The 24,876-nt window shown below is 35.9% G+C and carries 20 protein-coding genes; 18 read left to right on the top strand and 2 right to left on the bottom strand.

Annotated features, from left to right (window positions below; all coding sequences use genetic code 11):
• Positions 1-2 precede the first annotated feature (2 nt).
• Positions 3-272 carry an ArsR/SmtB family transcription factor gene (locus VBZ51_RS18595; protein WP_215997993.1) on the bottom strand — a complete coding sequence of 90 codons (270 nt, stop codon included), beginning with the start codon at positions 270-272 and terminating at the stop codon, positions 3-5.
• A gap of 116 nt (positions 273-388) precedes the next feature.
• On the opposite strand from VBZ51_RS18595, the gene VBZ51_RS18590 reads away from it, so the two are divergent.
• The 6 genes from VBZ51_RS18590 to VBZ51_RS18565 all read left to right on the top strand — a co-directional run bounded on the left by VBZ51_RS18590 (position 389) and on the right by VBZ51_RS18565 (position 5,729).
• Positions 389-805, top strand: a complete 417-nt coding sequence (locus VBZ51_RS18590; RefSeq protein ID WP_416577918.1) for a hypothetical protein — start codon at positions 389-391, stop codon at positions 803-805.
• A gap of 122 nt (positions 806-927) precedes the next feature.
• Positions 928-2,400 (top strand): potassium/proton antiporter, encoded by a 1,473-nt coding sequence (locus tag VBZ51_RS18585; RefSeq protein ID WP_416577917.1) that lies wholly within the window; start codon positions 928-930, stop codon positions 2,398-2,400.
• A 1-nt stretch (position 2,401) separates the two neighbouring features.
• The gene (locus VBZ51_RS18580; protein WP_416577916.1) at positions 2,402-2,776 is read left to right on the top strand and encodes a hypothetical protein; all 375 of its coding nucleotides are present in this window, start codon (positions 2,402-2,404) and stop codon (positions 2,774-2,776) included.
• Positions 2,777-2,880: 104 nt separating this feature from the next.
• The gene (locus tag VBZ51_RS18575) at positions 2,881-3,360 is read left to right on the top strand and encodes a hypothetical protein (RefSeq protein ID WP_416577915.1); all 480 of its coding nucleotides are present in this window, start codon (positions 2,881-2,883) and stop codon (positions 3,358-3,360) included.
• A gap of 132 nt (positions 3,361-3,492) precedes the next feature.
• Positions 3,493-4,104 (top strand): alpha-ketoglutarate-dependent dioxygenase AlkB family protein, encoded by a 612-nt coding sequence (locus VBZ51_RS18570; protein ID WP_416577914.1) that lies wholly within the window; start codon positions 3,493-3,495, stop codon positions 4,102-4,104.
• Between the two features lie 74 nt (positions 4,105-4,178).
• A complete protein-coding gene (locus tag VBZ51_RS18565) occupies positions 4,179-5,729 on the top strand; it encodes an NAD(P)/FAD-dependent oxidoreductase (RefSeq protein WP_071339695.1) in 1,551 nt (516 codons plus the stop codon).
• Positions 5,730-5,940: 211 nt separating this feature from the next.
• Here VBZ51_RS18565 and VBZ51_RS18560 read toward each other — a convergent pair whose 3' ends face one another.
• Positions 5,941-6,177: a hypothetical protein gene (locus tag VBZ51_RS18560; RefSeq protein ID WP_286812764.1), complete on the bottom strand. Its 237-nt coding sequence runs from the start codon at positions 6,175-6,177 to the stop codon at positions 5,941-5,943.
• Between the two features lie 516 nt (positions 6,178-6,693).
• Here VBZ51_RS18560 and VBZ51_RS18555 point away from each other — a divergent pair.
• The 12 genes from VBZ51_RS18555 (at position 6,694) to VBZ51_RS18500 (ending at position 24,873) form a co-directional block, all read left to right on the top strand.
• A complete protein-coding gene (locus tag VBZ51_RS18555) occupies positions 6,694-8,001 on the top strand; it encodes a DEAD/DEAH box helicase (protein WP_074674300.1) in 1,308 nt (435 codons plus the stop codon).
• 50 nt (positions 8,002-8,051) lie between these two features.
• A complete protein-coding gene (locus VBZ51_RS18550; RefSeq protein ID WP_416577913.1) occupies positions 8,052-8,744 on the top strand; it encodes a Type 1 glutamine amidotransferase-like domain-containing protein in 693 nt (230 codons plus the stop codon).
• 270 nt (positions 8,745-9,014) lie between these two features.
• Positions 9,015-9,242, top strand: a complete 228-nt coding sequence (locus tag VBZ51_RS18545) for a hypothetical protein (protein WP_286812767.1) — start codon at positions 9,015-9,017, stop codon at positions 9,240-9,242.
• Complete coding sequence (locus VBZ51_RS18540; protein WP_416577912.1) at positions 9,235-11,412, top strand: ATP-binding protein; 2,178 nt, start codon at positions 9,235-9,237, stop codon at positions 11,410-11,412. Before VBZ51_RS18545 ends, VBZ51_RS18540 begins: the two co-directional genes overlap by 8 nt.
• 6 nt (positions 11,413-11,418) lie before the next feature.
• Positions 11,419-13,563 carry an ATP-binding protein gene (locus VBZ51_RS18535; RefSeq protein ID WP_416577911.1) on the top strand — a complete coding sequence of 715 codons (2,145 nt, stop codon included), beginning with the start codon at positions 11,419-11,421 and terminating at the stop codon, positions 13,561-13,563.
• 18 nt (positions 13,564-13,581) lie between these two features.
• Positions 13,582-17,229, top strand: coding sequence for an ATP-binding protein (locus tag VBZ51_RS18530; protein ID WP_416577910.1), 3,648 nt, complete (start codon positions 13,582-13,584; stop codon positions 17,227-17,229).
• Between the two features lie 51 nt (positions 17,230-17,280).
• Positions 17,281-17,655 (top strand): response regulator, encoded by a 375-nt coding sequence (locus VBZ51_RS18525; RefSeq protein ID WP_091603270.1) that lies wholly within the window; start codon positions 17,281-17,283, stop codon positions 17,653-17,655.
• 4 nt (positions 17,656-17,659) lie between these two features.
• Positions 17,660-18,700, top strand: coding sequence for an adenylate/guanylate cyclase domain-containing protein (locus tag VBZ51_RS18520; RefSeq protein WP_091603267.1), 1,041 nt, complete (start codon positions 17,660-17,662; stop codon positions 18,698-18,700).
• A 151-nt stretch (positions 18,701-18,851) separates the two neighbouring features.
• Complete coding sequence (locus tag VBZ51_RS18515) at positions 18,852-20,639, top strand: DUF885 domain-containing protein (protein ID WP_416577909.1); 1,788 nt, start codon at positions 18,852-18,854, stop codon at positions 20,637-20,639.
• 51 nt (positions 20,640-20,690) lie between these two features.
• On the top strand, positions 20,691-22,535 hold the full coding sequence (locus VBZ51_RS18510; RefSeq protein ID WP_416577908.1) for a DUF885 domain-containing protein: 1,845 nt from the start codon (positions 20,691-20,693) through the stop codon (positions 22,533-22,535).
• Between the two features lie 142 nt (positions 22,536-22,677).
• On the top strand, positions 22,678-23,304 hold the full coding sequence (locus VBZ51_RS18505; RefSeq protein ID WP_245188905.1) for a Pycsar system effector family protein: 627 nt from the start codon (positions 22,678-22,680) through the stop codon (positions 23,302-23,304).
• A 75-nt stretch (positions 23,305-23,379) separates the two neighbouring features.
• On the top strand, positions 23,380-24,873 hold the full coding sequence (locus VBZ51_RS18500; protein WP_416577907.1) for a M28 family peptidase: 1,494 nt from the start codon (positions 23,380-23,382) through the stop codon (positions 24,871-24,873).
• Positions 24,874-24,876 lie beyond the last annotated feature (3 nt).

The raw sequence follows: 24,876 nt of genomic DNA, 5'->3' as shown, positions 1-24,876 counted from the left end.
AACTACAGTTGCTGTAATCGTAACATGTAATTATCCCAAACTTCATGATTTAAGGAATAGTGATAGTTACGTCCTATTTTATGTTGATTGATGAGTTCTGCCTCAACCAACCTTTTTATATGATGACTGATGGAAGGCTGACTTAAATCCAGCAGGTTACACGCTTTGGTGCATTCAACCTTGCCTTGATTTTTCTGCATATACTGCAGAATCTTTAAACGATTAACATCACTTAATGCTTTAGATATTTTCTCCACTTGTTTTAGCTCCATGATGATATATTATATAGATACATGTAAATGTATATATAAATATTGATACTAAACTTTTATTGTGATTCTCTTAATAATGATTAACTTGACTTTAGGAATAATACTACAACCAACAGATGACTAAAATTACCAAAACACCCCATATTGTTTTCTGGATTCTGATTCCCATAATACTACTCACAGGATTTCTAAAACCTGATAAAACTTTCTACTTTAATATTCATGACACCTATTATGTACTGGGGTTGATCAATTTAGCGGTACTAATCTCTATTATATTTGCAATTATAGGTTTTGGATACTGGGTCGTAATTAAACTTAACAGAAGGTTGGTAAATTGGCTGACCGTGATTCATTTAATAATTACCGTTATTGGCTTCTGCTTAATTTTATTCATCCCATTTTTCTTATCAGATTCAAATCAAGATTTTGGTTCTCATTTAACCGTGACTTTATCTACACTTGCGGCAGTCTGTGTACAATTACTATACCCCATCAATATTATAACTGCCTTCATTAGAAAAATTAATTAGTTTTTTAATAAATCAGGGTTATAATACAACATGTTAACATTGTGCCAAACCTTAACATTTGTATTGGTTTTTTGATAAATGATCTAACTTTGTTGCCGTAAAATTAAGGCAACTAACCACCAATGAACCTTACCATAGAAAACATACTTCTTGTAGGCTCTATTTTACTGTTTATCAGTATAATAGTTGGTAAGACTTCGTATAAATTTGGGGTACCTACATTGATCCTTTTCTTGGCCATAGGTATGCTTGCCGGATCTGATGGTATTGGCGGTATTCAGTTTGATGATCCTAAACTTGCCCAATTCATTGGTATTGTCTCTCTTAACTTTATATTGTTTTCTGGTGGTTTAGATACCAATTGGAGCGCTGTAAAACCTATTTTAAAAGAGGGACTTGTGCTTTCTACCCTAGGGGTTTTACTCACAGCGGTAACTCTTGGAACATTTGTGTATTATATTACCGATTTCACTATATATGAAAGTATGCTGCTGGGCTCTATTGTATCTTCTACAGATGCCGCAGCGGTTTTCTCCATTTTACGTTCTAAAAATTTAGCCTTAAAAAGTAACCTTAGGCCCACGTTAGAGCTTGAAAGTGGTAGTAACGACCCCATGGCTTATGTGCTAACTCTTGCTTTTTTAACCTTGGTCATTAATCAAGACCTGAGCGTTCTCTCCATTATTCCCTTGTTTTTACAACAAATGATATTGGGCGGCATTGGCGGATTTGTATTTGGAAAGCTCAGTGAAATCATCATCAACAAAATTAAATTAGGCTTTGAAGGTTTGTACCCTGTATTAGTCATTGCTTTAATGTTCATAACCTTTTCCGCTACAGACGCTGTTGGCGGTAATGGCTTCTTGGCTATTTACATTTGTGCGGTATACTTAGGCAATCAAGATTTAATACATAAGTCTACCATTTTAAAAATGTTCGATGGTATGGCGTGGCTAATGCAAATCGTCTTGTTCTTGACCCTAGGGCTACTCGTATTTCCTTCTCATATTCTACCTTATTTAGGTATTGGTCTGCTTATATCAGTTTTCTTAATTCTGGTGGCAAGGCCTGTAAGTGTTTTAATAAGCCTTATGTTTTTTAAAATGAAATTAGGACGACGTTTCTATATCTCATGGGTGGGCTTACGTGGTGCAGTGCCTATCGTATTTGCAACTTACCCCCTATTGGCAGGCATTGACAAGGCTAATATTATATTTAGCATCGTATTCTTTATATCGGTTTCATCGGTTTTAATCCAAGGTACTACTTTATCTATTTTTGCCAAATGGCTTAATGTTGCTTTACCGGAGGAAGTAAAACCTATTGCAGAAAATGATAGGTACATACTTAATCTACCTAAATCCGCCATGGAAGAAGTTACGGTTGCTCCCAACAGTTTTGCTGTAGAAAAACGAATTATCGATTTACATTTTCCCAGGTCGGCTTTCATTGTCATGATAAAGAGAAATGGTAAATTTGTACGTCCGGGCGGTGCTACGGTGATTGAAGCAAATGATATTTTGGTTTTACTTCTAGATAATGAAGAAAGCTTAAAAGAAGTTAATGAAATACTGGACCAAGTAGTTATAGCGTAAAATGCAAAGTTTTAACAACATAGTAAAAGTTCTATTCCTCGTTACAATTTATTGTTTCGGGCTAGTTAATTCTGCAGATGCCTTAACTAACTTTAACCAAACACCATTAAGCGAAAATAGCGAGCAAAAAAGCTATTTTTCAGCGTCCACCAAACTTTTATCTCCACACGCCCAGCAAACTGAAGTTTCGGTTTCAGATGTTGCCGAAGTTGTTTCGCCTAATTACAAGCTTCCGTTTACTGGCTTTACCGCTAGCCTTAACTGTATTGATTTTGCCTCTATTTCTAGATACAGGCAATATATTCTTTATGCCAAAACACTATTGATCAAGTTTAGAAAAACTGATCTTATTTTTCCTTTCCATAATTTCTGGTAGACCTCTTCATATAGGCTATCAATTTGATAGCTAGATAACTAGGTCTTATGATGTATCACTTTACATCATACAATAATCAGTATTAAAAAATTAAAATTTACAACATGGAATTTGGAGTAACTGCTATTGGTTTAGCATCTGTTGCACTATGTGCAATGCCTTTTGTTTTAACGAACAGAAACAGAAAAATAAAAGAAAAAAAAATGATGTCATCTTTAAACGACATCGCAACTACACATCATTGTAAACTAACGGAATATGAGATTTTTGGTCACTATGCCATAGGTATGGACACTGAAAATAAATTTGTATTCTTTGTCTCAAAAAATGGCGAAGAACTACATCAACAGTATACCGATTTAGCCACTATTAAAACTACTGAAATTGCGAACATTGGTAAATCCTTTGCAAGAAAAGAGAAAATTACAGAGCGATTGCTGCTGCAATTTTTCCCCAAAAACACCAATGTACCAGATATAGTTTTTGAATTTTATGATGCTGAAGTCAACTATCAATTGAGCGGAGAATTTCAGTCTATTGAAAAATGGAACAAGGCGATTAAAAACTTGCTCAAAAGCAATTAGTATATATCAACAAAGTTCTTTTTAATTATAAAAGCGAATAAAAAATCTTATAAAAAAGGTTAACTATTCGCTTTTGCTTTTAAGATCATTACCAAGTACTTTAGTTCCCTGTAGAGTTAGAAAGCAAGCATTATGAAATTATTTGATATTGAGGTTGACCACAAGAAAAACCTACTTCCACGTGACGGAACGGTACATTACTTTGGTAAAATATTAAATGAGGAAGACGCTATACACTATCTAAATGTCTTATTGAACAAAATAAAATGGAAGAATGATGAAGCCATCATCTTTGGCAAAAAGATCATAACCAAACGAAAAGTAGCGTGGTATGGCGAAAAACCTTTTCAATATACCTACTCTAAAACCACTAAACTAGCCCTACCATGGACTACAGAGTTGCTTGAATTAAAATCTAAAGTAGAGCAAGAAAGTGGCGAAACCTTTAACTCTTGCCTATTAAACCTTTATCATGATGGCAGCGAGGGCATGGCGTGGCATAGTGATGGAGAAAAAGACCTGAAAAAAAATGGCGCAATAGCTTCAGTCAGTTTTGGATCGGAGCGAAAATTTGCATTTAAACACAAAGAAACGAAAGAAAAGGTTGAACTCGTTTTAGAGCACGGTAGCCTTTTAATTATGAAAGATGCAACACAGACCCACTGGTTACATAGATTGCCACCCACTACAAAAAGTAAAACGCCAAGAGTAAACCTAACATTTAGAACCATCGTTGAAAAATAATTTTACCGCTACAGACCTTATGCATTTTTAAGCCGCTACAGCTTTACATCATCTTTTTACTTTAATTTTGCCCCATGGTTAGAAATGTACAGCTACGGTTAACTTTAAAGGAAGAAGCAACCCCAAACGGATTACAAATTCGTACAGCGCAATATCTTGGACTCGAAGAAGGGTCTTTTACCCTTAAAGTCTTACGTAAATCTATTGATGCACGTAAACCAAAAATTGTTTTCAATTACAAATTGGCGGTATATATTAATGAGCCCGCGCCTAACGACGCCCTTCATTTTGAATATAAAGATGTGTCAAATGCCAAACCCATACATATTGTAGGATTTGGACCTGCAGGAATGTGGGCGGCACTACGTTGTTTAGAAATGGGTTACAAACCCATTGTTTTGGAACGTGGTAACAATGTAAAAGAACGCAGACGAGATTTGAAGGCCATTAATCAAGACCATCAGGTAAACCCTGAAAGTAATTACTGTTTTGGTGAAGGTGGCGCAGGTACGTATTCTGACGGGAAACTATACACCCGTAGTCTTAAACGTGGAGATGTACGTCGCATATTCGAAAGTTTGGTTTTTCATGGTGCAACAGACCAAATATTGGTAGATGCACATCCGCATATCGGAACCAATAAACTCCCCAAAATTGTACAGAATATTCGTGAAGTTATACAGCAGCACGGTGGTGAAGTTCATTTTAATACCAAGGTGACCGATTTCGTCATCAAGGACAATACGTTAAAAGCCATTGTTTTAAATGACAATAATGAAATGGCCGTGGATCGCGTAATATTGGCTACGGGACATTCCGCTCGTGACATTTTTGACTTATTACATAAAAAAGATATTGCGCTACAAGCAAAATCATTTGCCATGGGCGTGCGTGTAGAGCATCCGCAACATATTATAGACAGTATTCAATACCACTGCTCTGGTGACCGAAGCGAATTGTTACCTGCAGCTTCTTATAGTTTAGTGGAACAAGTGAAGGAACGTGGCGTGTATTCGTTCTGTATGTGCCCTGGCGGATTCATAGTGCCTGCTGCCACTTCCCCTGGCGAGGTGGTTGTAAACGGCATGTCACCATCAAAACGAAATAACCTATATGCCAATTCCGGTATCGTAGTGGAAATTAATGTGGATAAGGATATTCCTAAATATGAGAAATTCGGGGCTTTGAAAGGATTGGAATATCAAAAGAATTTAGAGCGACTGGCATTCACTTCTGGCGGAAGAACGCAAACTGCCCCAGCTCAGCGATTGACCGATTTTGTAGAAGGAAACTTATCCGTAGACCTTAATCCTACCTCTTACCAACCCGGATTAAACTCCGCTCCCCTACACTCTTTGTTACCTAAACTGATTGGTAGTAGATTGCGACAAGGCTTTAAAGCTTTTGGTGATAAAATGCATGGTTATTACACGGCCGAAGCAAATATTGTGGGCGTGGAATCCAGAACCTCATCACCTGTGAGCATCCCTAGAAACGAAAAACTGGAACACCCAGTGATTAAAGGACTTTTCCCCTGTGGTGAAGGTGGTGGCTATGCCGGTGGTATCGTTTCTGCAGCAATGGATGGCGAAAGATGTGCCGAAGCTGCTATGGCAGGGTTGTAAGTTCAAGTGCAAAATTCAAGTTCAAGTTCAAGTTCAAAATGAGTTGTTGGTTTTTGGTTGTTAGTTGTTAGTTGTTAGTTGTTAGAAACTATAAAATTTAGCTTTACTAAATAAAATTGGTCAGGAACTAATCAAAAAAAGTCTATTCTCTTTGTTCTATTTTCTAACTTCTTAATACTTTGTACTTAATACTTAATACCAACTACTGTAATTACGCCATTTTAGGCTTGTTAGCCTTAGTGATAAAATTCAAATCTCTTTTAATTCTTGAATTTTTGAATTTGTATAAACGAGCAACCTCAGTAGTAGATTCCGTTTTAACTTCATTTGTAGTTTCCGTAACAATGCTCATTTCAATAGTTTCAACTTTAACCTCTGAAGTTGTGTTTTGAGCTTGAGCAGTAAAGCTTAAAAAGATGATGAAGATGATAGTTGCTAATGTTTTCATGACTTGCGTTTTGTTACAATTATAAAACGCCGTAGACCTTGTTTTACTAGGTGATGAATCGCTGAAAAACACCGTATTCTCGTTACTTGACAAAGATTCGGATTAAGTGTAAAATCTCGTCGATTAACGACATTGCCCCTATTTTCACCTTACCGATTTTTAGTGTCTTTAATCGACAATCGATGTTTTAAATACAAGCGCAATCTCAAAAATCAAGTTCAGGATTAGTTGTTGGTTGTTGGTTGTTGGTTGTTAGTTGTTAGTTGTTAGTTGTTAGTTGTTAGAAACTATAAAATTTAGCTTTGCTAAATAGATTTGATTAGAAACTAATCAAAAAAGGTCTATTCTCTTTATTCTATTTTTTTACTTCCAACTACTTTATACTTTATACTTCTTACTTAATACCTAATACTTAATACCTAATACTTCTTACTTTGTACTCAACACTTTGCACTTTAACCCCACATTACAATTCCTTCCACATTAAAGCGTACCTTTGCAGCTTATTAAAATTTTATGACATTTAAAGAACTCGGCTTAGCCGAACCTATCCTCAAGGCATTAGAGGCTGAAGGATATACTCACCCTACTCCAATTCAAGAACAATCCATACCCATATTACTGAAAGGCAAAGATTTATTGGGCGTTGCACAAACGGGAACCGGTAAAACGGCCGCATTTGGTATTCCTATCCTACATCAATTATATGAAGGTATAAGTCTTAGCCAGAACAAAAGAAAAATTAAGGCGCTGATAGTAACACCTACCCGGGAACTTGCCATACAAATAGCCGAAAGTTTTACGGCGTACGGAAAATACACAGGCCTACGTAATACCGTTATTTTTGGCGGAGTAAAACAGGGTAAGCAAGTAAACGCCCTTAGAGGTGGCGTTGATATATTAATTGCTACTCCCGGTCGCTTATTAGACCTAATGAACCAAGGTTTTATTTCTTTCAGAGATTTAGAACACGTAGTACTTGATGAAGCTGACCAAATGCTGGACATGGGCTTTATTCATGATATCAAGAAAATCATAGCAAAATTGCCTCCTAAACGACAGTCATTATTCTTTTCGGCAACTATGCCAAAAGACATTGTTGAGCTTTCTAGAAAAATGTTGGGCGATTTTGAACGCGTTACCATTAAGCCAGAACAAGCTACAGCAGAGAAAGTTGAACAAGGGGTATATTTTGTTAGCAAGCCTAACAAACCAAAACTGCTTATCCATATCATTAAAGAGAACCCTGAGAGTACCCTTATTGTTTTCTCCAGAACTAAGCATGGTGCCAATAAAATTGTAAAGAAATTAGACCAAGCAGGTATACGTTCTGCAGCCATACACGGTAATAAATCGCAAACTGCAAGACAAAAGGCACTAAGCGCTTTTAAAGAAGGAGATCTTAAGGTATTGGTTGCAACCGATATTGCCGCAAGGGGAATTGATGTAGAAGACCTTTCATTGGTTGTAAATTATGATTTACCAAACGTATCCGAAACGTATGTTCACCGTATAGGCAGAACAGGTAGGGCAAATGCAAGTGGTACGGCACTTTCTTTTTGTGACAAAGAAGAAAGACCCTACTTACGTGATATCGAGAAATTGATTAAACAATCTGTACCTCGCATGCCAGAGCATCAATTCGTAGATGAAGATACTCCGCAAGATACGGGCAGTCAACCGGCACAACAACAAAGAAAACAAGGCAACTCCCGTAATAAAAACAAAAACAGAAACAGGCCTGGTGGTAACAACTTTAGAGGTAAGAATAATAGGAATTCGAGCAGACCTAAAAAACGAACAGATTCTAGCAGAAGCGAATAGCTTCTGTTAGAAATTCATTTTATCTTTAGCATAAACATTTTATCGTCTTTATGAAAAAGCAAATGGTAATTTACGGCAGTGGACGCCATACCGTACCTTTCTTAAACTACATTGCCAAAGCTACCGGCAAGGAAAAATCGAATATGTGTTTTATTCCTACAGCTAGTGGTGAAGACGCTCAGTATATTGCTTCTTTCTATGAGGTGTGCTCACAGATAGATGTTACCCCACATGTACTTTCGGTTTGGATTAATTCTTATGATCAAAAAGAATCGTTCGATGAGATCATCTCCCGGATGGATGCCATAATCGTTGGTGGTGGAAATACGTTGAACATGCTCGCCATTTGGAAAGCGCAAGGCATTGATGTTGCCCTTAAAAAAGCTTATGACAACGGCGTAGTTATGGGTGGTGGCAGCGCTGGTTCTTTATGCTGGTTTAATGGCGGTACTACAGATTCTAGACCAAAAGAATTAAGTATTGTTGGCGGCATGTCATTTATAGACAAGAGCCACTGCCCGCATTACAATTCTGAAACTTCACGAAGACCTTTATACTTTGAAAACATAAAGACCGGCAAACTATCCGATGGTTATGCCTGTGACGACCGTTCCGCTATTCATTTTATTGATGGTGAAGTTCATACTTCAGTCTCATTGAACGATGAAAACCATTCGTACTACGTCTATTTAAATGAAGGTGAAATTGTGGAAGAACTGATACCGAGTACTGTTATTTCATAACTTCAATCTATAACTATATTTTACGTACTAATATCCTTATTAAGGATTCTAGTTCATCTCTTGCATCTAAATTCTTAATAAAACACTCTTAAAGTAAAAGTTATTACGTACTTTAAGGGTGTAAAATTCCCCTTTATTTTCTGATTCACAATATGTTGCTCATCGCCCCCTGATGTGTAGTCTTATTTGTCTTGTGTCTAATTCAAAAAATTAAATACGAGGATGAAGTTGTAATCAGTGCTATTTTTTTAAACCAACCACCAATTGTGCATGAAATTAGTTGTAAATAGGGAAAATCAAGTCATTGAAATCTATACCAAATGGCTACATGATTATTTAAATGTCTACGTAACAACCCATACTTACATTTTAAATGATGACACTTGTTTTAACGGTACTTCCGTCAAAAAGGTATTTTTAATTATTTCTTCAACCTCCAATTTCTTTGCCAACATTTTTGAACCAGGTTCAACCAATAACTTAAGAATACATGATTAAACAATCCCTGCTATTCATCACGCTATTTTTCTGTATGCTATTTACGGCAAGTGGGCAAGAAAACCTGGTAGATAAAAATGGATTGGCACTCGATACCATTATACATTTTACGAAAGCAGATGTAGATCCACTATTTGGTTTAACGTTGAAAAATAGAGAAGGTTGGATTTTTAAATCGGGCAATGAAAAAGATTTATCTCCTGTAGAGATTGATTTAGCTGGCTGGGAACGATTAAGTCCTTCTGAGATAACTAATGATATGGTAGATAGTTCTGGAAAATTTGAAGGATGGTTCAGATTGCAGTTTACTATTGATAGTGCTATAGCAAAGCTTCCTCTCTATTTAGATAAAGAAGACCATGCTGCAGAGGATATTTATTTAAATGGAAAGTTGTTCCGCCAATTTGGCGAAAAAGGGAACGATAGAGCCTCATTTAAAGAACATATTCAAGATTTTGAAATAAGAACCCCAATATTTTTAGAACCTGATACAGTACATACATTAACGATACATTATGTTGACTATAGCACTTATGGAAACATAACCAAAGCTCTAGTGGGTTCAACCAGAATTGTATCCAACGCGTATTTTGACTATATGAGTTTATTGAGTTTTAAAGCTTTATTTGACTTGATCAGCTCTTTTATATTCTCAATTCTTTTCTGGCTTCTCTATATTCTAATTAGAGATGAAAAGGAGTTATTAATTATAGCTCTTTTTTGCACTGTAATGTTACTAGAAACCATTGCATCGGCATTCTTTGGTGGAGATAGTTTATTTTTCACTCTACCTTCTAACATCATGATTACATTAGATTATGTAAGTAATATTTTATTTTTCTTCTTCCCAATATTATGTCTTTTATTGGGCTATAGGATGTTATATGGAAACCTTAAAAAATGGTTGATTCTATTCTGTATAATAGCATCTTTAGCAATGTATTTCAGTTCTTATTCCTACCTAATTACGGTAATAGGAATTGCCATATTTTTACTCATTTTCGCATTAAAATCCAGAAAAAAAGTAATATCTGTCAGGGTAGTCATGTTTAGTTTATTTTTATCATTTACTACTTCTTATCTAGGACTTATATATAGATGGCTCGCTTCTGGTGATCATCTTAGTTTAAGATTAGTTTCTGTAAATAGTGACTTAATCGGTAAGGGAATTTTTTATTTTGGAATGTTGGCATTTGTCGCTTATCGCATGAGAGAGAAAAATGAGGATATGCGTAAAAATGCAATGGAACTTGTAAAGGTCGAAGCTGAAAAGAGTTCGCTGATTACTTCTCAAAATGAAAAGTTAGAATTAAAAGTAAAAGAAAGAACATCAGCATTAAATCAATCTTTAGAAGAATTAAAAGCCACCCAATCTCAACTCATCCAATCTGAAAAAATGGCGAGCCTTGGAGAGTTAACTGCTGGTATTGCCCATGAAATTCAAAACCCCTTAAACTTCGTCAATAATTTCTCTGAAGTAAGCAATGAACTTGTTGATGAAATGAACGAGGAATTGGATAAAGGAGATCTTGAAGAAGTGAAAGCTATTTCATTGGATATCAAGCAAAACCTTGAAAAAATAAACCATCACGGCAAACGTGCGGACAATATTGTAAAAGGTATGTTACAACATTCTAGAAGTAGCAGTGGCACAAAAGAACCTACGGATATAAATGCACTTGCAGATGAGTATTTGCGCTTAGCCTATCATGGTCTGCGGGCAAAGGATAAATCATTTAATGCAGAACTCATTACCGATTTTGACGAGAACATTGGAAAAGTAAATATTGTACCACAAGACATGGGGCGGGTAATTCTTAATTTGATTACCAATGCCTTTTATGCGGTAAATGAAAAAGCTAATTCTGACATTGAAGGTTATAAACCTACCGTAAAAATTACATCAAAGCGAACTCCCCACCTTGGAGGGGTTGGGGGTGGGTCTCAAAGTGTACAAATTTCCATTTCCGATAACGGTAACGGTATTCCTGATAAAGTAAAAGAGAAAATATTCCAACCCTTTTTTACCACTAAACCTACTGGGCAAGGTACCGGCTTGGGGTTAAGCATGAGCTACGATATTATTACTAAGGGGCATGGTGGTGAATTGCTGGTGACAACACAACAAGGTAAAGGAACCACTTTTAAAATCATTTTTCCCATAATTTAAATGATAATGAAACATATATTATACATTATTGGTTTTCTGCTTTCGTTGACAATTTTTAGTCAAGAGGACAAAGTGTTAGTCATTTCAGATAGTACTGTTGCTGATAATTGGATGATTCTTGGAATGGATTGGCGTTTTCAAAAAGGAGATAATATATTATGGGCTAATCCAGAATTTGATGACTCTACCTGGAATGAATTCTCTAGTAATAACTTAAATCTGATTGACGGAAAAAACGTAATTGCAGATAGGGGCGAAATTGTATGGTTGCGTAAACGTATTATGGCAGACCAGTCATTAAATGATGCACTGGTTTTAAATATCTTTCAAGAAGGAGCTTCAGAAATTTATTTAGATGGCAAACTAATTCACCAATTGGGCAGTGTAAGCTCTAATAAGGATGAAGTTATCTACCATAACCCATTTAGCCAGGTACTTCATTTACCTTTAGAGATAGGCAAGGAACAAATTTTAGCTGTACGTTTTGTCAATGCGCAATACAAATACCCTATCTACTATCATAACGGACTAATTAGAATTTATATATCGTCTTTGCGTAATGCCAATTCAACTGATGTGGTAAAGAATAAACGTGTAGCTTTTTTTCAACAATATGTCAATAGTTATTATATCTCACTTGGTCTTGCTATTCTAATGTTTATTATTTTCCTATCGTTTTTTATTTTCTTTCCTAAAGAGAAAATTAACGGTTATTTTGCTGCCTCTTTATTATTCTTAATTCTATTTACCTTAGGAGTATTGTCGTTCTATCATAATACTGGCACTTATTTTTGGCTAACGTTTTATTATGACACTTGCATTCTTATTTCAAGCCTTATTCTTTTATTCTGTTTTTACAAAATATTAGAACAGCCTATAGACCTTGTTTTTAAAGCTATTAGTTTTTTATGTTTTTCAACTATAGGTTGTTACTTTTTATATGATCCTGAGCAGTTGGGGCCAATCTGGACAATTTTCTATTGTGCTGGTATTATACGTTTAAGTTTAAAATCTTGGAACAAAAATAAAGTTGCCAGCTTTTTATTTTTAAGTACTAGTTGTATTAACCTTGTCTTTTGGACTTTAATGATATGTTGGTATATGGGTTTAGTAGACCAGCGCATAGATAAATTTATTCCTTTTTCTTTTATGCTCGTTCCTGTTGTTTTAGCTATCTATTTAGGTTACGCATTTGGAAAGCGCAGTCAAGATTTAAGATTAAATTTAAATCGTGTCCAAGAATTATCCAAAGAAAAAGAATCCATTTTATCTGAACAAAAAGATACTTTAGAGCAACAAGTTAAGGAGCGCACATCAGAATTAAATCAATCTTTAGAAGAATTAAAAACCACCCAATCTCAACTCATACAATCCGAGAAAATGGCGAGCCTTGGTGAACTCACTGCCGGCATTGCCCATGAAATTCAAAACCCCTTAAACTTCGTCAATAATTTCTCTGAAGTAAGCAATGAACTTGTTGATGAAATGAACGAGGAATTGGATAAAGGAGATCTTGAAGAAGTGAAGGCTATTTCATTGGATATCAAACAAAACCTAGAAAAAATAAACCATCATGGCAAACGTGCAGACAATATTGTAAAGGGAATGCTTCAACATTCCAGAAGCAGCAGCGGCACAAAAGAACCAACTGATATCAATGCCCTTGCTGATGAGTATTTGCGCTTGGCCTATCATGGTCTGCGGGCAAAGGATAAGTCATTTAATGCAGAACTCATTACCGATTTTGACGAGAACATTGGAAAAGTAAATATTGTACCACAAGACATGGGGCGGGTAATTCTCAATTTGATTACCAATGCCTTTTATGCAGTAAATGAAAAAGCTAATTCTGACATTGAAGGTTATAAACCTACCGTAAAAATTACATCAAAGCGAACTCCCCTCCTTGGAGGGGTTGGGGGTGGGTCTCAAAGTGTACAAATTTCTATTTCGGATAACGGTAACGGCATTCCGAAGGAAATCGTAGAGAAAATATTCCAGCCCTTTTTCACCACCAAACCTACTGGACAAGGTACCGGCTTGGGGTTAAGCATGAGCTACGATATTGTGACAAAAGGACATGATGGAAAGTTAAAAGTAGAAACAACTAAAAATAAGGGAACCACATTTATTATAGAATTACCGAACTAAACCAACAACCAAACCAGTATGAAAAATACACAACAAAGTAAACTTGTTCTAATAATAGGCTTTTTCTGCTGCTTGTTTTTGGTTTCTTGCCATAAACAAAGCAAGTCCGAAACTGAAACTACTGTAGGTGACTTTAAGGTTCCCGAAACCATTCCATTACAATTTACGGACCCCGAACCTTTTGAATGGGAAACCATAACCAATGATACGCTGACAACTCCCGTTTTTTATGATTTAAACGTAGATGCCTTGCCAAGCAAACCGTTTGAATTTAATGAATTTAAGCCACTGGAAACTCCCATGAAAGAATACGATTTGGATTGGGAAAATTTTCCTGTAGAGAAATTGAAGCTTGATTCTGCGTCATTTACAGTTACAAAATCTACCATAAAAAAACCAACTATTACTAAAATGAAACCCCCAGCGAATATGGCTGGCACAAATGTGAATCTTCTACAGCTTTCCACAAATGAGGGATTGCCCTCTAACGATATTACATCGTTTTTAGAAACTGAGGATGGTGGTATTTGGATAGGGTCTTCCATGAATAATACACCCCTAACCTACTATGATGGTGAGAACGCCTTAGTTTACGATTACCCAGGAGTGTATAAAATGACATTTGACCAACAAGGTAAGCTTTGGTTGGTAAGTCCTGGACCAAATTTTTTAACGGTGTTAGACTTTATAAACAATACAGCTTATACAATAACTAAAACGGCAAGCTTTATTCCGTTTGACATTCTCTGCGATCATACGGGAACCCTATACATAATCTCCGATAGTGAAGGGATATACAAAATGGACTCGGAAATGAAAAGTTTGCAAAAGATTTCAAATATAGGACGAAATAAGCCCTTTAAACTTTTTGAAGATAGCAAAGATAACTTATGGTTAGGGTTTATAGATGGTCTTGCGGTATTGAATAAAGAAAGAACTGAGATTAAAACAATCTCAACCATAGCCAATTTAGAAATAAATTCTGTTGTTTATGAATTTAAAGAAGATGCACAAAATGGTATTTGGTTAAGTTACCCTTACCCAAATCCTGATACTAAAACCACTCCAAGCATTTTAAGACTAGCATTAGATAAGAATAAAGTTAGTGTATTAGGTGAAGAAAACGGATATACCATAAAAGGTGACAATATGGAATTTGATTCTGACGACAACTTATGGATATTTGGCCCTAGAGAGGCATATATTCTAAGTGCAAATAGAAATGCCTCTAAAAAAATTAAGCTAAACGCTAAACGAGAAGAATCCCTTAAAATACCAACACCCTTAAAGCGTAAGGATGGGTCACTTTGGATTGCCTCCACTGATAATGGAGTAATTATCGCCAATGAATTTACTTTACAAACAGAATATTTTGATACCACCAGAGGCTTAATAGATGACCAAGTTTGGGAAATAGAAGAAGACTCAAAGGGTGAACTATGGCTTGGAACCGCTGCGGGTATAAATATTATTGACTTAAATAAAAAAACTATAAAAACCCTAAGTTTTGAGCAATTACATAGTGCACCCAATACAATCAATTTTATCAAAGAAATATCACCGGACATGTATTATTTAAGCACAAGGCCCGGCTTTTCTATTCTTGATAAAAAGAAAAATAAACTTTCCGTCTATGCCAATTCTTCCAACATTTTTGGTGCAGGAATTTCTATTTTAAATGAAGGTACAATTGCGAACTACTCTAGATCAGGACTGTACATATTTAATATTGAAAACAACACCGTTAAAAAAGCAGTCTCTAAAAATGGCCTGGAAATTTTAAAGGCAGGAAGCGGATCCGTCATAGCTTATGACAAAGAAATTATTTGGATACCTACTACAAACGGACTAGCCAAAGTAAATTTAAAAACGAACTCCGTTAGTTATCTTAGTAAAGAGCAAGGTCTTAGCCATGAAAATGTATCTTCAGCAAAACTTTCTAATGAAGGTGAATTATGGATAGCAACCTTAAACGGTATAGACATACTTAATTTAGAACAAAATACGCTTACTACTATTGAAAGTGAAAATGGATTATACCCACTAGATTTTTACGACCTAGTTGAAAGAGGGAACTTTATGTATGCGGCTAGTGGTAATGGTTTAATTGCCATGGAAAAAGCCACTGCAAAAACAACAGATAAAGGCTTCTACAATTTTAATGTTGGACTCGGTTTTAAATCGAATGATTATTTACAAAATTCACCTAAATTTTTAAAAAACGGCCAGTTTTGGTCAGGTGTTACGAATGATTCCAATGAGTGGAAACTACTTGTTCTTAATTCAGAACCACAACAAGATAGTACTACTGGAACAGTGAAAATTAACAACATTTTCGTCATGGATGAAAACCCGGGGTTCGGGTTCAACCTAAAGAAAGATTCTACAAAGGTGCAAACTTCAACCTATGCCAATACCAATGGTATAACATGGGAGTCGGTAAAACATCTTTACAACCTACCTCAAGGCCTTATCCTACCCTATGACCAGAACAGTATTAGTTTTAGTTATGGAAGTAATGATATATTCAACAGGGATAAATTAAACTATCGTTTTATTCTAGATGGTGAAGATGAAGATTGGAGCTATGCTGCAAATGCTACCAAGACCAAAAACTATTATAACTTAAAACCAGGAGATTACACCTTTAAAGTGGCTGATAGAAGTGGTAATAGCGACTGGTCCGTACCAGATACACTTTCATTTAAAATAAAGCCGCCATGGTGGCAAACTTGGTGGGCATACTTGCTCTTCGGTTTAATTGCAGCTAGCATATTAAGGGCATATATTGTATTTAGAGCCAGAAAATTAACTAAAGAGAATAGAATCCTAGAAGAACGTGTTTCTCATAGAACGGTTCAGCTTAAGACTAAAATAGACGAATTAAAGTCTACACAATCAAAGCTTATACAATCCGAGAAAATGGCAAGTTTGGGTGAACTCACTGCCGGGATTGCCCATGAAATTCAAAATCCGCTAAACTTTGTCAACAACTTCTCTGAGGTAAATAAAGAACTTCTGGAAGAACTGGAAGAAGAAATTGAAAATGGTAATTATGATGAAGTAAAAGCTTTGGCTAAAGATGTATCTGCTAACGAAGATAAAATTATCTTTCATGGCAAACGTGCCGATGGTATCGTGAAAGGAATGCTACAGCATAGCCGTAGCAGCACCGGTCAAAAAGAAATGACCGATATCAATGGTTTATCTGATGAGTACCTACGCCTAGCCTATCATGGTTTACGTGCAAAGGACAAAAGCTTCAATGCCACGTTAAATACCGACTTTGATGATGCTATCGGTAAAATAAACATTGTTGGCCAGGATATTGGGAGGGTTATTTTAAATCTTATTACCAATGCCTTTTATGTGGTAAAAAAGAAAAAAGAAGAAAACCCAAATGGTTACGAACCTTCCGTTTCGGTAACTACAGAAAAACAGGGCAATATGGTGCTTATTAAAGTATCTGATAATGGTAATGGAGTGCCTAAAGAGGTATTGGATAAAATATTTCAACCCTTTTTCACTACCAAACCTTCTGGTGAAGGCACCGGATTAGGACTATCACTAAGCTATGATATTGTAAAGGTACATGGTGGCGAATTAACGGTAGAAACAAAACAAGGAGAAGGCACCACCTTCACCATCTCATTACCAATGAATTAAATAGCAAAATGTTCCCTCATTATAATATGTACAAACACAAAAAAAAAGATTATGAAGATATTAGTTGTAGATGACGAACAAGATGTAAAAGTGCTTTTTCAACAGCGTTTTAGAAAAGAAATAAGAAAAGAGGAACTAGAATTTGTTTTTGCATTCTCTGGAGAAGATGCACTCAAAATTATGAAAACAATGCAGCATGAAGCGGTATTGATTTTATCAGATATCAATATGCCTGGCATGAGCGGCTTAGAGTTATTGGATAACATCAAAAAAAATTATGTGAAACCACCACCAATGGTTATGATGATTACCGCTTATGGAGATGATGAAAATAGAACAATGGCAAAAAATCTAGGTGCAGACGACTTTCTAACCAAACCTTTAGATTTTTCACTTCTTAAAGACAAGCTGATAACCTTAACGTAAGACTATGGCAAAAATAATGGTAGTAGATGATGAGACGGACTTAGAGATACTCATCAAACAGAAATTTAGAAAACAGATACGGCAGAACGAATACGAGTTTGTATTTGCTATAAACGGTAGAGATGCGCTAGAGAAACTTGGGGAAAATCCCGGTATAGATATTGTTTTGAGCGATATTAACATGCCAGAGATGGACGGTCTTACCCTACTCTCAGAATTACATGAATCTAGCCCTTTAATTAAATCGGTTATTGTTTCCGCCTATGGTGACATGGAAAATATTCGTGTAGCCATGAACCGAGGTGCCTTTGATTTTATCACCAAACCCATAAACTTTGAAGACTTGACCATTACCATGGAAAAGACTTTAAAGCATGCCATGGAAATTAGAAAAACGCTACAGGCCATTAAAGAAAATAATATTCTAAAAATGTATGTTGACGAAAACGTACTCAATTTTATGGGTGGCCAAGAGTATGAGTCTAAGATAATGGCAAACGAGAATATTGAAGGTACCATAATGTTTGTAGACGTATGCGGATTCACAAAAATTAGTGAGACCACTAGTCCTGACATTGTTGTTTCAATGCTAAATACCTATTTCGATACCATGGTCAAAGAAATAATGGAGCAAGATGGTATCATAGATAAATTTATAGGTGATGCCGTCATGGCCGTTTTTAGAGGAGAATATCATTTAGACCGTGCCATTGATGCCGCATTGGCCATTAGAAATCAAGTGAACAGCTTACCCAAAGAGGAAGGCAAAGAAACATACCAGCCAAAAGTTTCTATAGGTATTAAAAGTGGTGAAATGATTTCCGGAAATATTGGTTCCGCTACCCTTAAGCGTTTAGATTACACTGTTATAGGAGATTCGGTAAATACTGCCGCTAGATTGCAAGATGCCGCTAAAGAAAATCAAATTATCATCTGTGAAAGTTGTTATGAACAGGTAAAAGAGGCTTTTAAATGTGAGAACCTAGGTAGTATTAACATGAAGAACAAAGCACAACCGCTTACGGTGTACAATGTGATAGAATAGCCATTGAAATTAAAATTAAAGCCATCAACAAATCAACAAACAAAAAAAGAAAAAACAACGTGAGAGTAAGCTGTCCGATACATCAAATATGTAACAGCCATAATAATGAAATACAACAAGAAAACGTAAACCAGAACAAAACCATCCAAAAATGAAAAAAATGAAATATGTTGTACAACTACTAATATTCGCACTTTTATTTACAAGCTGTGCCGATGAACAACGAGCAACAAAGAAAACAACCTTACCCCCTATTTCAGAAGTGTATGAAAGTTATTATGAGGGTAGTTTGGCGTTGTATCCTGTCTATGGAAATTTTTATGGTATCAATAGGTATTTTGATACACTACCTAATAACCTGACAGATGAATATAGAGCTAAAGAAGTAGCCCATTATCAAACACACCTTGATAAAATTCAGAAGTATAACAGAACAGAACTAAACGAATCGGACCAATTAAATTATGATATTTTGGTTTGGTATGCTACAAACCAACTGGGTTACAATCACAATTTTACAAAGTATTTGCCCATAGACCAACTAAAATCTACTAACCTATATGTAGCGCAACTGGCTTCGGGTAGCAGTATACAACCCTTTGCTACCGTAAAAGATTATGAAAACTGGATAAAAAGACTAGAAGATTACAATGTATGGTTAGACACAGCGCTTGTGAAAATGAAGGAGGGCATTACATTAGGGTATGTGCAGCCAGAAGCTATTGTAAAAAAAATAATTCCGCAATTTGAGGCAATGGCAAAAGGACCGGCTGAAGACCATTTATTTTACAGTCCCGTAAAAAATATACCTGAAGGGTTTACAGAAGCTGAAAAATCAGCCATTGAAGCTATGTATCATAAAATGATTACAGAAGAGATTATACCTAGGTATCAAAAATTAGCAGAATTTTTTAAAACGGATTATTTAAAAGCCGCCCGGTCCACTTCTGGTATTGGTCCATTACCCGGAAGTTCGGAATTCTATAAAAATCAAATTGAATACATGACCTCTACAAACCTTTCTCCAGATTCCATATTTGATTTAGGAAAATCTGAAGTAGCACGGATTAGAACAGAAATGGAATTGGTTAAAAAAGAGGTGGGCTTCCAAGGTAGCCTAGATGATTTTTTTATTCACGTTCGTACCAATAAAGACTTAATGCCTTATACAGACCCACAACAATTGTTAAGCAGTTTTGATTCCATTCAACAGCGTATGGCACCACAATTAGCCAAGTTGTTCGATAAAAAACCTAAAACACCCTTTATGGTTAAACGCACTGAGGCTTTTCGTGAAAAATCGGCAAGTGCACAATACAACCCTGGTAATCCTGATGGTTCAAGACCTGGCATATTTTATATACCTATTCCTGATGTTACTTCCTATAATGTATATTCTGACGAGTCCTTATTTTTACACGAAGCAATCCCCGGTCATCACTATCAAATAATGCTTGCCTCAGAAAACGATAGCATTCCTGCTTTTAGGCTGTTTACAGAATCCGGTGCTTATATAGAAGGTTGGGGTCTGTATGCTGAATCGTTAGGAAAAGAATTAGGATTATACGATGACCCATATCAATATTTTGGAATGTTAAGTGCTGAAATGCATAGAGCTATACGCTTGGTCGTAGATACCGGGCTACATCATAAAGGGTGGACACGTGAAGAAGCCATTGCGTATTCAATGGAAAACGAAGCATTTCCAGAAGCACAAATTGTATCAGAGGTTGAGCGATACATGGTGATGCCGGCTCAAGCATTATCCTATAAATTAGGGCAGCTAACTATTTTGAATCTTAGAAAAGAAGCCGAAAAAGCATTAGCTGATGACTTTGATATAAAGGCGTTTCACAATACCATTCTTGATGCTGGTGATATGCCGCTAGCCGTATTAGAACAAAAGGTTCGAGCTTGGATTGAAAAAGAAAGAAAATAGCGAGCGAAAAAAAATATAAAGGTTTGATATTGGACTACTAAAGAAAAAATTATGAAAAAATCAAAAATTTTCAACATCATACTTATGATAGCCTTAATGATTCCTTTTTTTGGATATCAGCAAGAGAATGTCAAGCAAAGAACAAAGCAATCAGTTGAAGAGCAACTGAGCTTCATTAAAAACAAGTCTAATTTTGAAGATGAAAGTGAACGACTAAAAGCTTTTTTTGAAGCTTATGCGAAAAATCAAATAGCGGCATCCCCAGCAATAGCAACATTCTTTGGCAAGCCAGGATATGATGATGTATGGGATGACCTTTCAATAGAGGGTGCTAAAATTAAATTAGCTAATTTAAAATTGTTCAATGAAGCTCAAAAGTGGTTTGATGTCAACGAATTGACGGAAGAAGAGCTCGAAAATTTAGATATTTTCAATAGAGCTGTAGGTAGTCAATATTCTCTTGAAAGTCAGTTTCCTGAAAAGTATTTAATCATTGATCAAATAGATGGGTTTCACATATATCTTCCTGCAATTATACAAATGATGCCTACCAATTCTTCAACTGGAGTAAAGAATATTTTGTCCAGATTAGAAGGACTACCTAAATTATTGCAACAGGCTCAAAGTACCTTGACCGAGGGAATTGAAAAAGGAATCGTGATGCCCCGAAATACGGTCATTCAAGTACCCGAACAATTAAAACAAATCATCTCGAATACTCCCGAAGAAAGTGTTTTCTATGCCCCCTTCGCAAACCTCAAAGAAGGAATTACAATAGAGGAGAGAACGTCCATAACCGATGATGCATTAAAGATTATAGCTAATAAAGTAAATCCTGCTTTCATAAAGTTTACTGATTTTATGGAGAAAGAATACCTGCCCAATGCTCGTGAGAGTTATGGTCTTAACCAGTTACCCAATGGCGAAGCTTGGTACAATGAACTTATTACATATCACACATCCACCAATATAACCGCCAAAGAAGTACACACATTGGGATTATCTGAGGTAGCAAGAATTAAAAAAGAAATGGAAAATTTGAAGTCGGATATTGGCTTCGAAGGAGACCTTACCGCCTTTAATAATTTCTTAAGAGAAGACCCTCAATTTTTCTTTGAAACTCCAGAAGAGCTGCTCACAGCCTACCGTGACATTTGTAAGCGCATAGATCCTGTTTTACCTAAACTCTTTGGTAAGCTACCTAGACTACCTTATGGTGTAAAGAAAGTACCAGCCTACTCAGAAAAAGCCTCTACAACTGCTTATTACTACCCAGGTTCTTTACAATCTGGGGTACCTGGTTATTTTTATGCAAACACCTATAACTTAAATGCCAGACCTAAATGGGAAATGGAAGCATTGAGTATTCATGAAGCCGTTCCCGGTCATCACCTACAAATAGCGCTAGCTTCAGAGCTTGAAGACGTTCCTGAATTTAGATCTATGCTGAATTTCACCGCATTTATTGAAGGTTGGGGACTTTATTCGGAAAGCTTAGGTCCAGAATTGGGTTTCTATAAAGACCCTTATTCCAAATATGGGCAACTAACGTATGAGATGTGGCGTGCCATTCGCTTAGTCGTAGATACGGGAATCCACGCTTACGGTTGGTCTAGGCAAGAAGCCATAGACTATTTTAAAATGAATTCGGGTAAAAGCATAGGTGATATTACTGTAGAAATAGACAGGTATATTGCAATGCCAGGACAGGCGTTGGCTTACAAAATTGGGGAATTAAAAATAAAAGAATTAAGAAAAAAAGCTGAGACAGCTCTTACTGATCAATTTGATATTAGGGCATTTCATGATGTGGTTTTGGGAAGTGGGACTATTCCCTTGGATGTTTTGGAAGTCAATGTGAATAACTGGATTTTAAAGCAAACAAAAGAACTATAAAATCAAAATTAAATATTATGACATTAGAGTTAAAAGAGGCTTTTAAATGTGAGAACCTAGGTAGTATTAACATGAAGAATAAAGCACAACCTCTTACGGTGTACAATGTGATAGAATAGCCATTGAAATTAAATTTAAAGCCATGACCAAACCGATTGACAATAAAAACAAGAATTCCAATAAAACCAAACAAGAACATAACCCATTGTCCGCTTTTGAGAAAGGTCTTTTAGATGAATTAAAATCCAAGGGACATGCAGAAGAATTAGTAGATCATTATTGGGGCACCATTAATTATGTATCTGGACTCATAAAGGCTTCGGAATTGAAGGCGGGACTTATACTCTCTTTCTACGGTATTATTCTCAATTTCATCTACCAAAGTGCTGCTCCAGTAATGCATTCCGTATCAAATGCCATTTTGTTCTATATACTAATTGGACTGTGGTTTGTAGCTACCGTAGTTTCCATTTTTTTTAGTGTACGCTGCTTTATTCCAAAACTTGAAGGGAACTACAGTGATAATGTGTTTTATTTTGGAGATGTCATTACCAAATTTGGAACCATCAAAGAATTTTCAAGGAAATTTTACAACGTGAGCATTAATGAACAAGAAGTTTTTGAGCAACTGGGGGAACAGATTTACATCAATTCAAAAATATCTGCGTGGAAGTTTAGAAACGTTCAACGATCTATATTCTTTTTAGCTATTAGCCTTGTACTACTGCTATTAACAGCAGTTTATTATGGAGTGTTAAGAATTATGTGACCATAAGCACAGACCGCTATAACACTTAAATGTATTATTTAAAACTAACATCAAATAACCCATATAATGAATACTATGAAACCTTTACTACTACTTATAACTTTATGCTTGACCACTCTGGTTTTTGCTCAGACAGATTCAGAAAAAGCAGAGATGACCGTTGATAAAAATGAAATTGAGGGACATATATATTTTTTGGCCGATGATGCCTTAAAAGGTCGTGCTACTGGATCTCCAGAATTAAAAATAGCGGCATCCTATCTAGCTAATACTTTACGCGGGTATGGCATAAAACCGCATTCTGCCATAAATTCTTACTATCAGAAATTTAATTTAATACAAACCACTGCACCCAAAGTACTAAAGGTTGCCATTAATGGAGAAAACTATCCACACACCATTGCAGTGGAAGCAAAAGGGAGTGATCTTTCCGGAGAAGCAATCTATCTTAATTTTGGAATTGAAGAAGATTACAAAGGAAAAGATGTCAACGGAAAACTTATTATAGTAAAAGGTGGAACTTCAGAAGCTTCAGATGCTAGAGCAGTATATAATACCCATAAAGAAAAACAGGAATTAGCAATCAAAAATGGGGCAATAGGATTAATTGAGATGACTTTACTTGAAGAAGATTGGTGGACCAGGGTTTCTCATTTCATGGAAGAAGGTGTTAAGATACCTGATACTAAAGATGAACAAATGCCAAAACCGGATTTTATTCATCTTTGGGTAAATTCCTCAGCTAATAAACTTGCTACATTTAATAATGCTAAGCTAGCATATGCAATAGAAACTGACGGAATAAAAGAAGAAACCCTAGAAACACAAAATGTAATAGGTGTTCTAGAAGGTACCGATCCAAAACTAAAAGAAGAATTCATTATGTATTCTGCACATTATGACCATGTGGGTATTGGTAAACCTGATGCTGCGGGTGATAGTATTTATAATGGTGCACGGGATAATGCCATAGGCACTACTGCTGTTTTAAGTATGGCAGAGAATATTGGAAAGTTTCCTACAAAACGGTCAGCTATATTCATTTTTTTTACCGGAGAGGAAAAAGGTTTATTAGGTAGTCAATATTATGTTGAGCACCCTATATTTCCTCTCAAGCAAATAGTATATGGTTTCAATACCGATGGTGGAGGATATAACAATACAAAATTGGCTACCGTAGTTGGATTAAATAGAACAACAGCACAAAAACATATTGTTTCAGGTGCCGCAACTTTTGGTTTAAAAGCCATTGATGACCCTGCTCCTGAACAAGGACTATTTGATCGTAGCGATAATGTAAGCTTTGCCAGTAAGGGTGTTCCCGCTCCTACTTATTCAACTGGTTTTGATGCCTTTGATGATGAAATTAACAAATATTACCACCAACCTGGTGATGAGGCGGATAGTTTGGATTATGATTATCTATTGAAATTTTACCAAGGCTATGTGCTCTCAGGTAGGTTGATAGCCAATGACCCTGAAACTCCTTTTTGGGTGAAAGATGATAAATATGAAGCTGCAGGTAATGTGTTGTATGGTAAAGTTCCTGAAGCTCCAATTAAAAATTGAACC

Origin of the sequence: Maribacter sp. HS (assembly GCF_048059195.1) — a bacterium.
Lineage (GTDB): Bacteria > Bacteroidota > Bacteroidia > Flavobacteriales > Flavobacteriaceae > Maribacter > Maribacter dokdonensis.
Note: the sequence above shows the minus strand (reverse complement) of the source record. Positions and strands in the feature narration are given on the sequence as shown.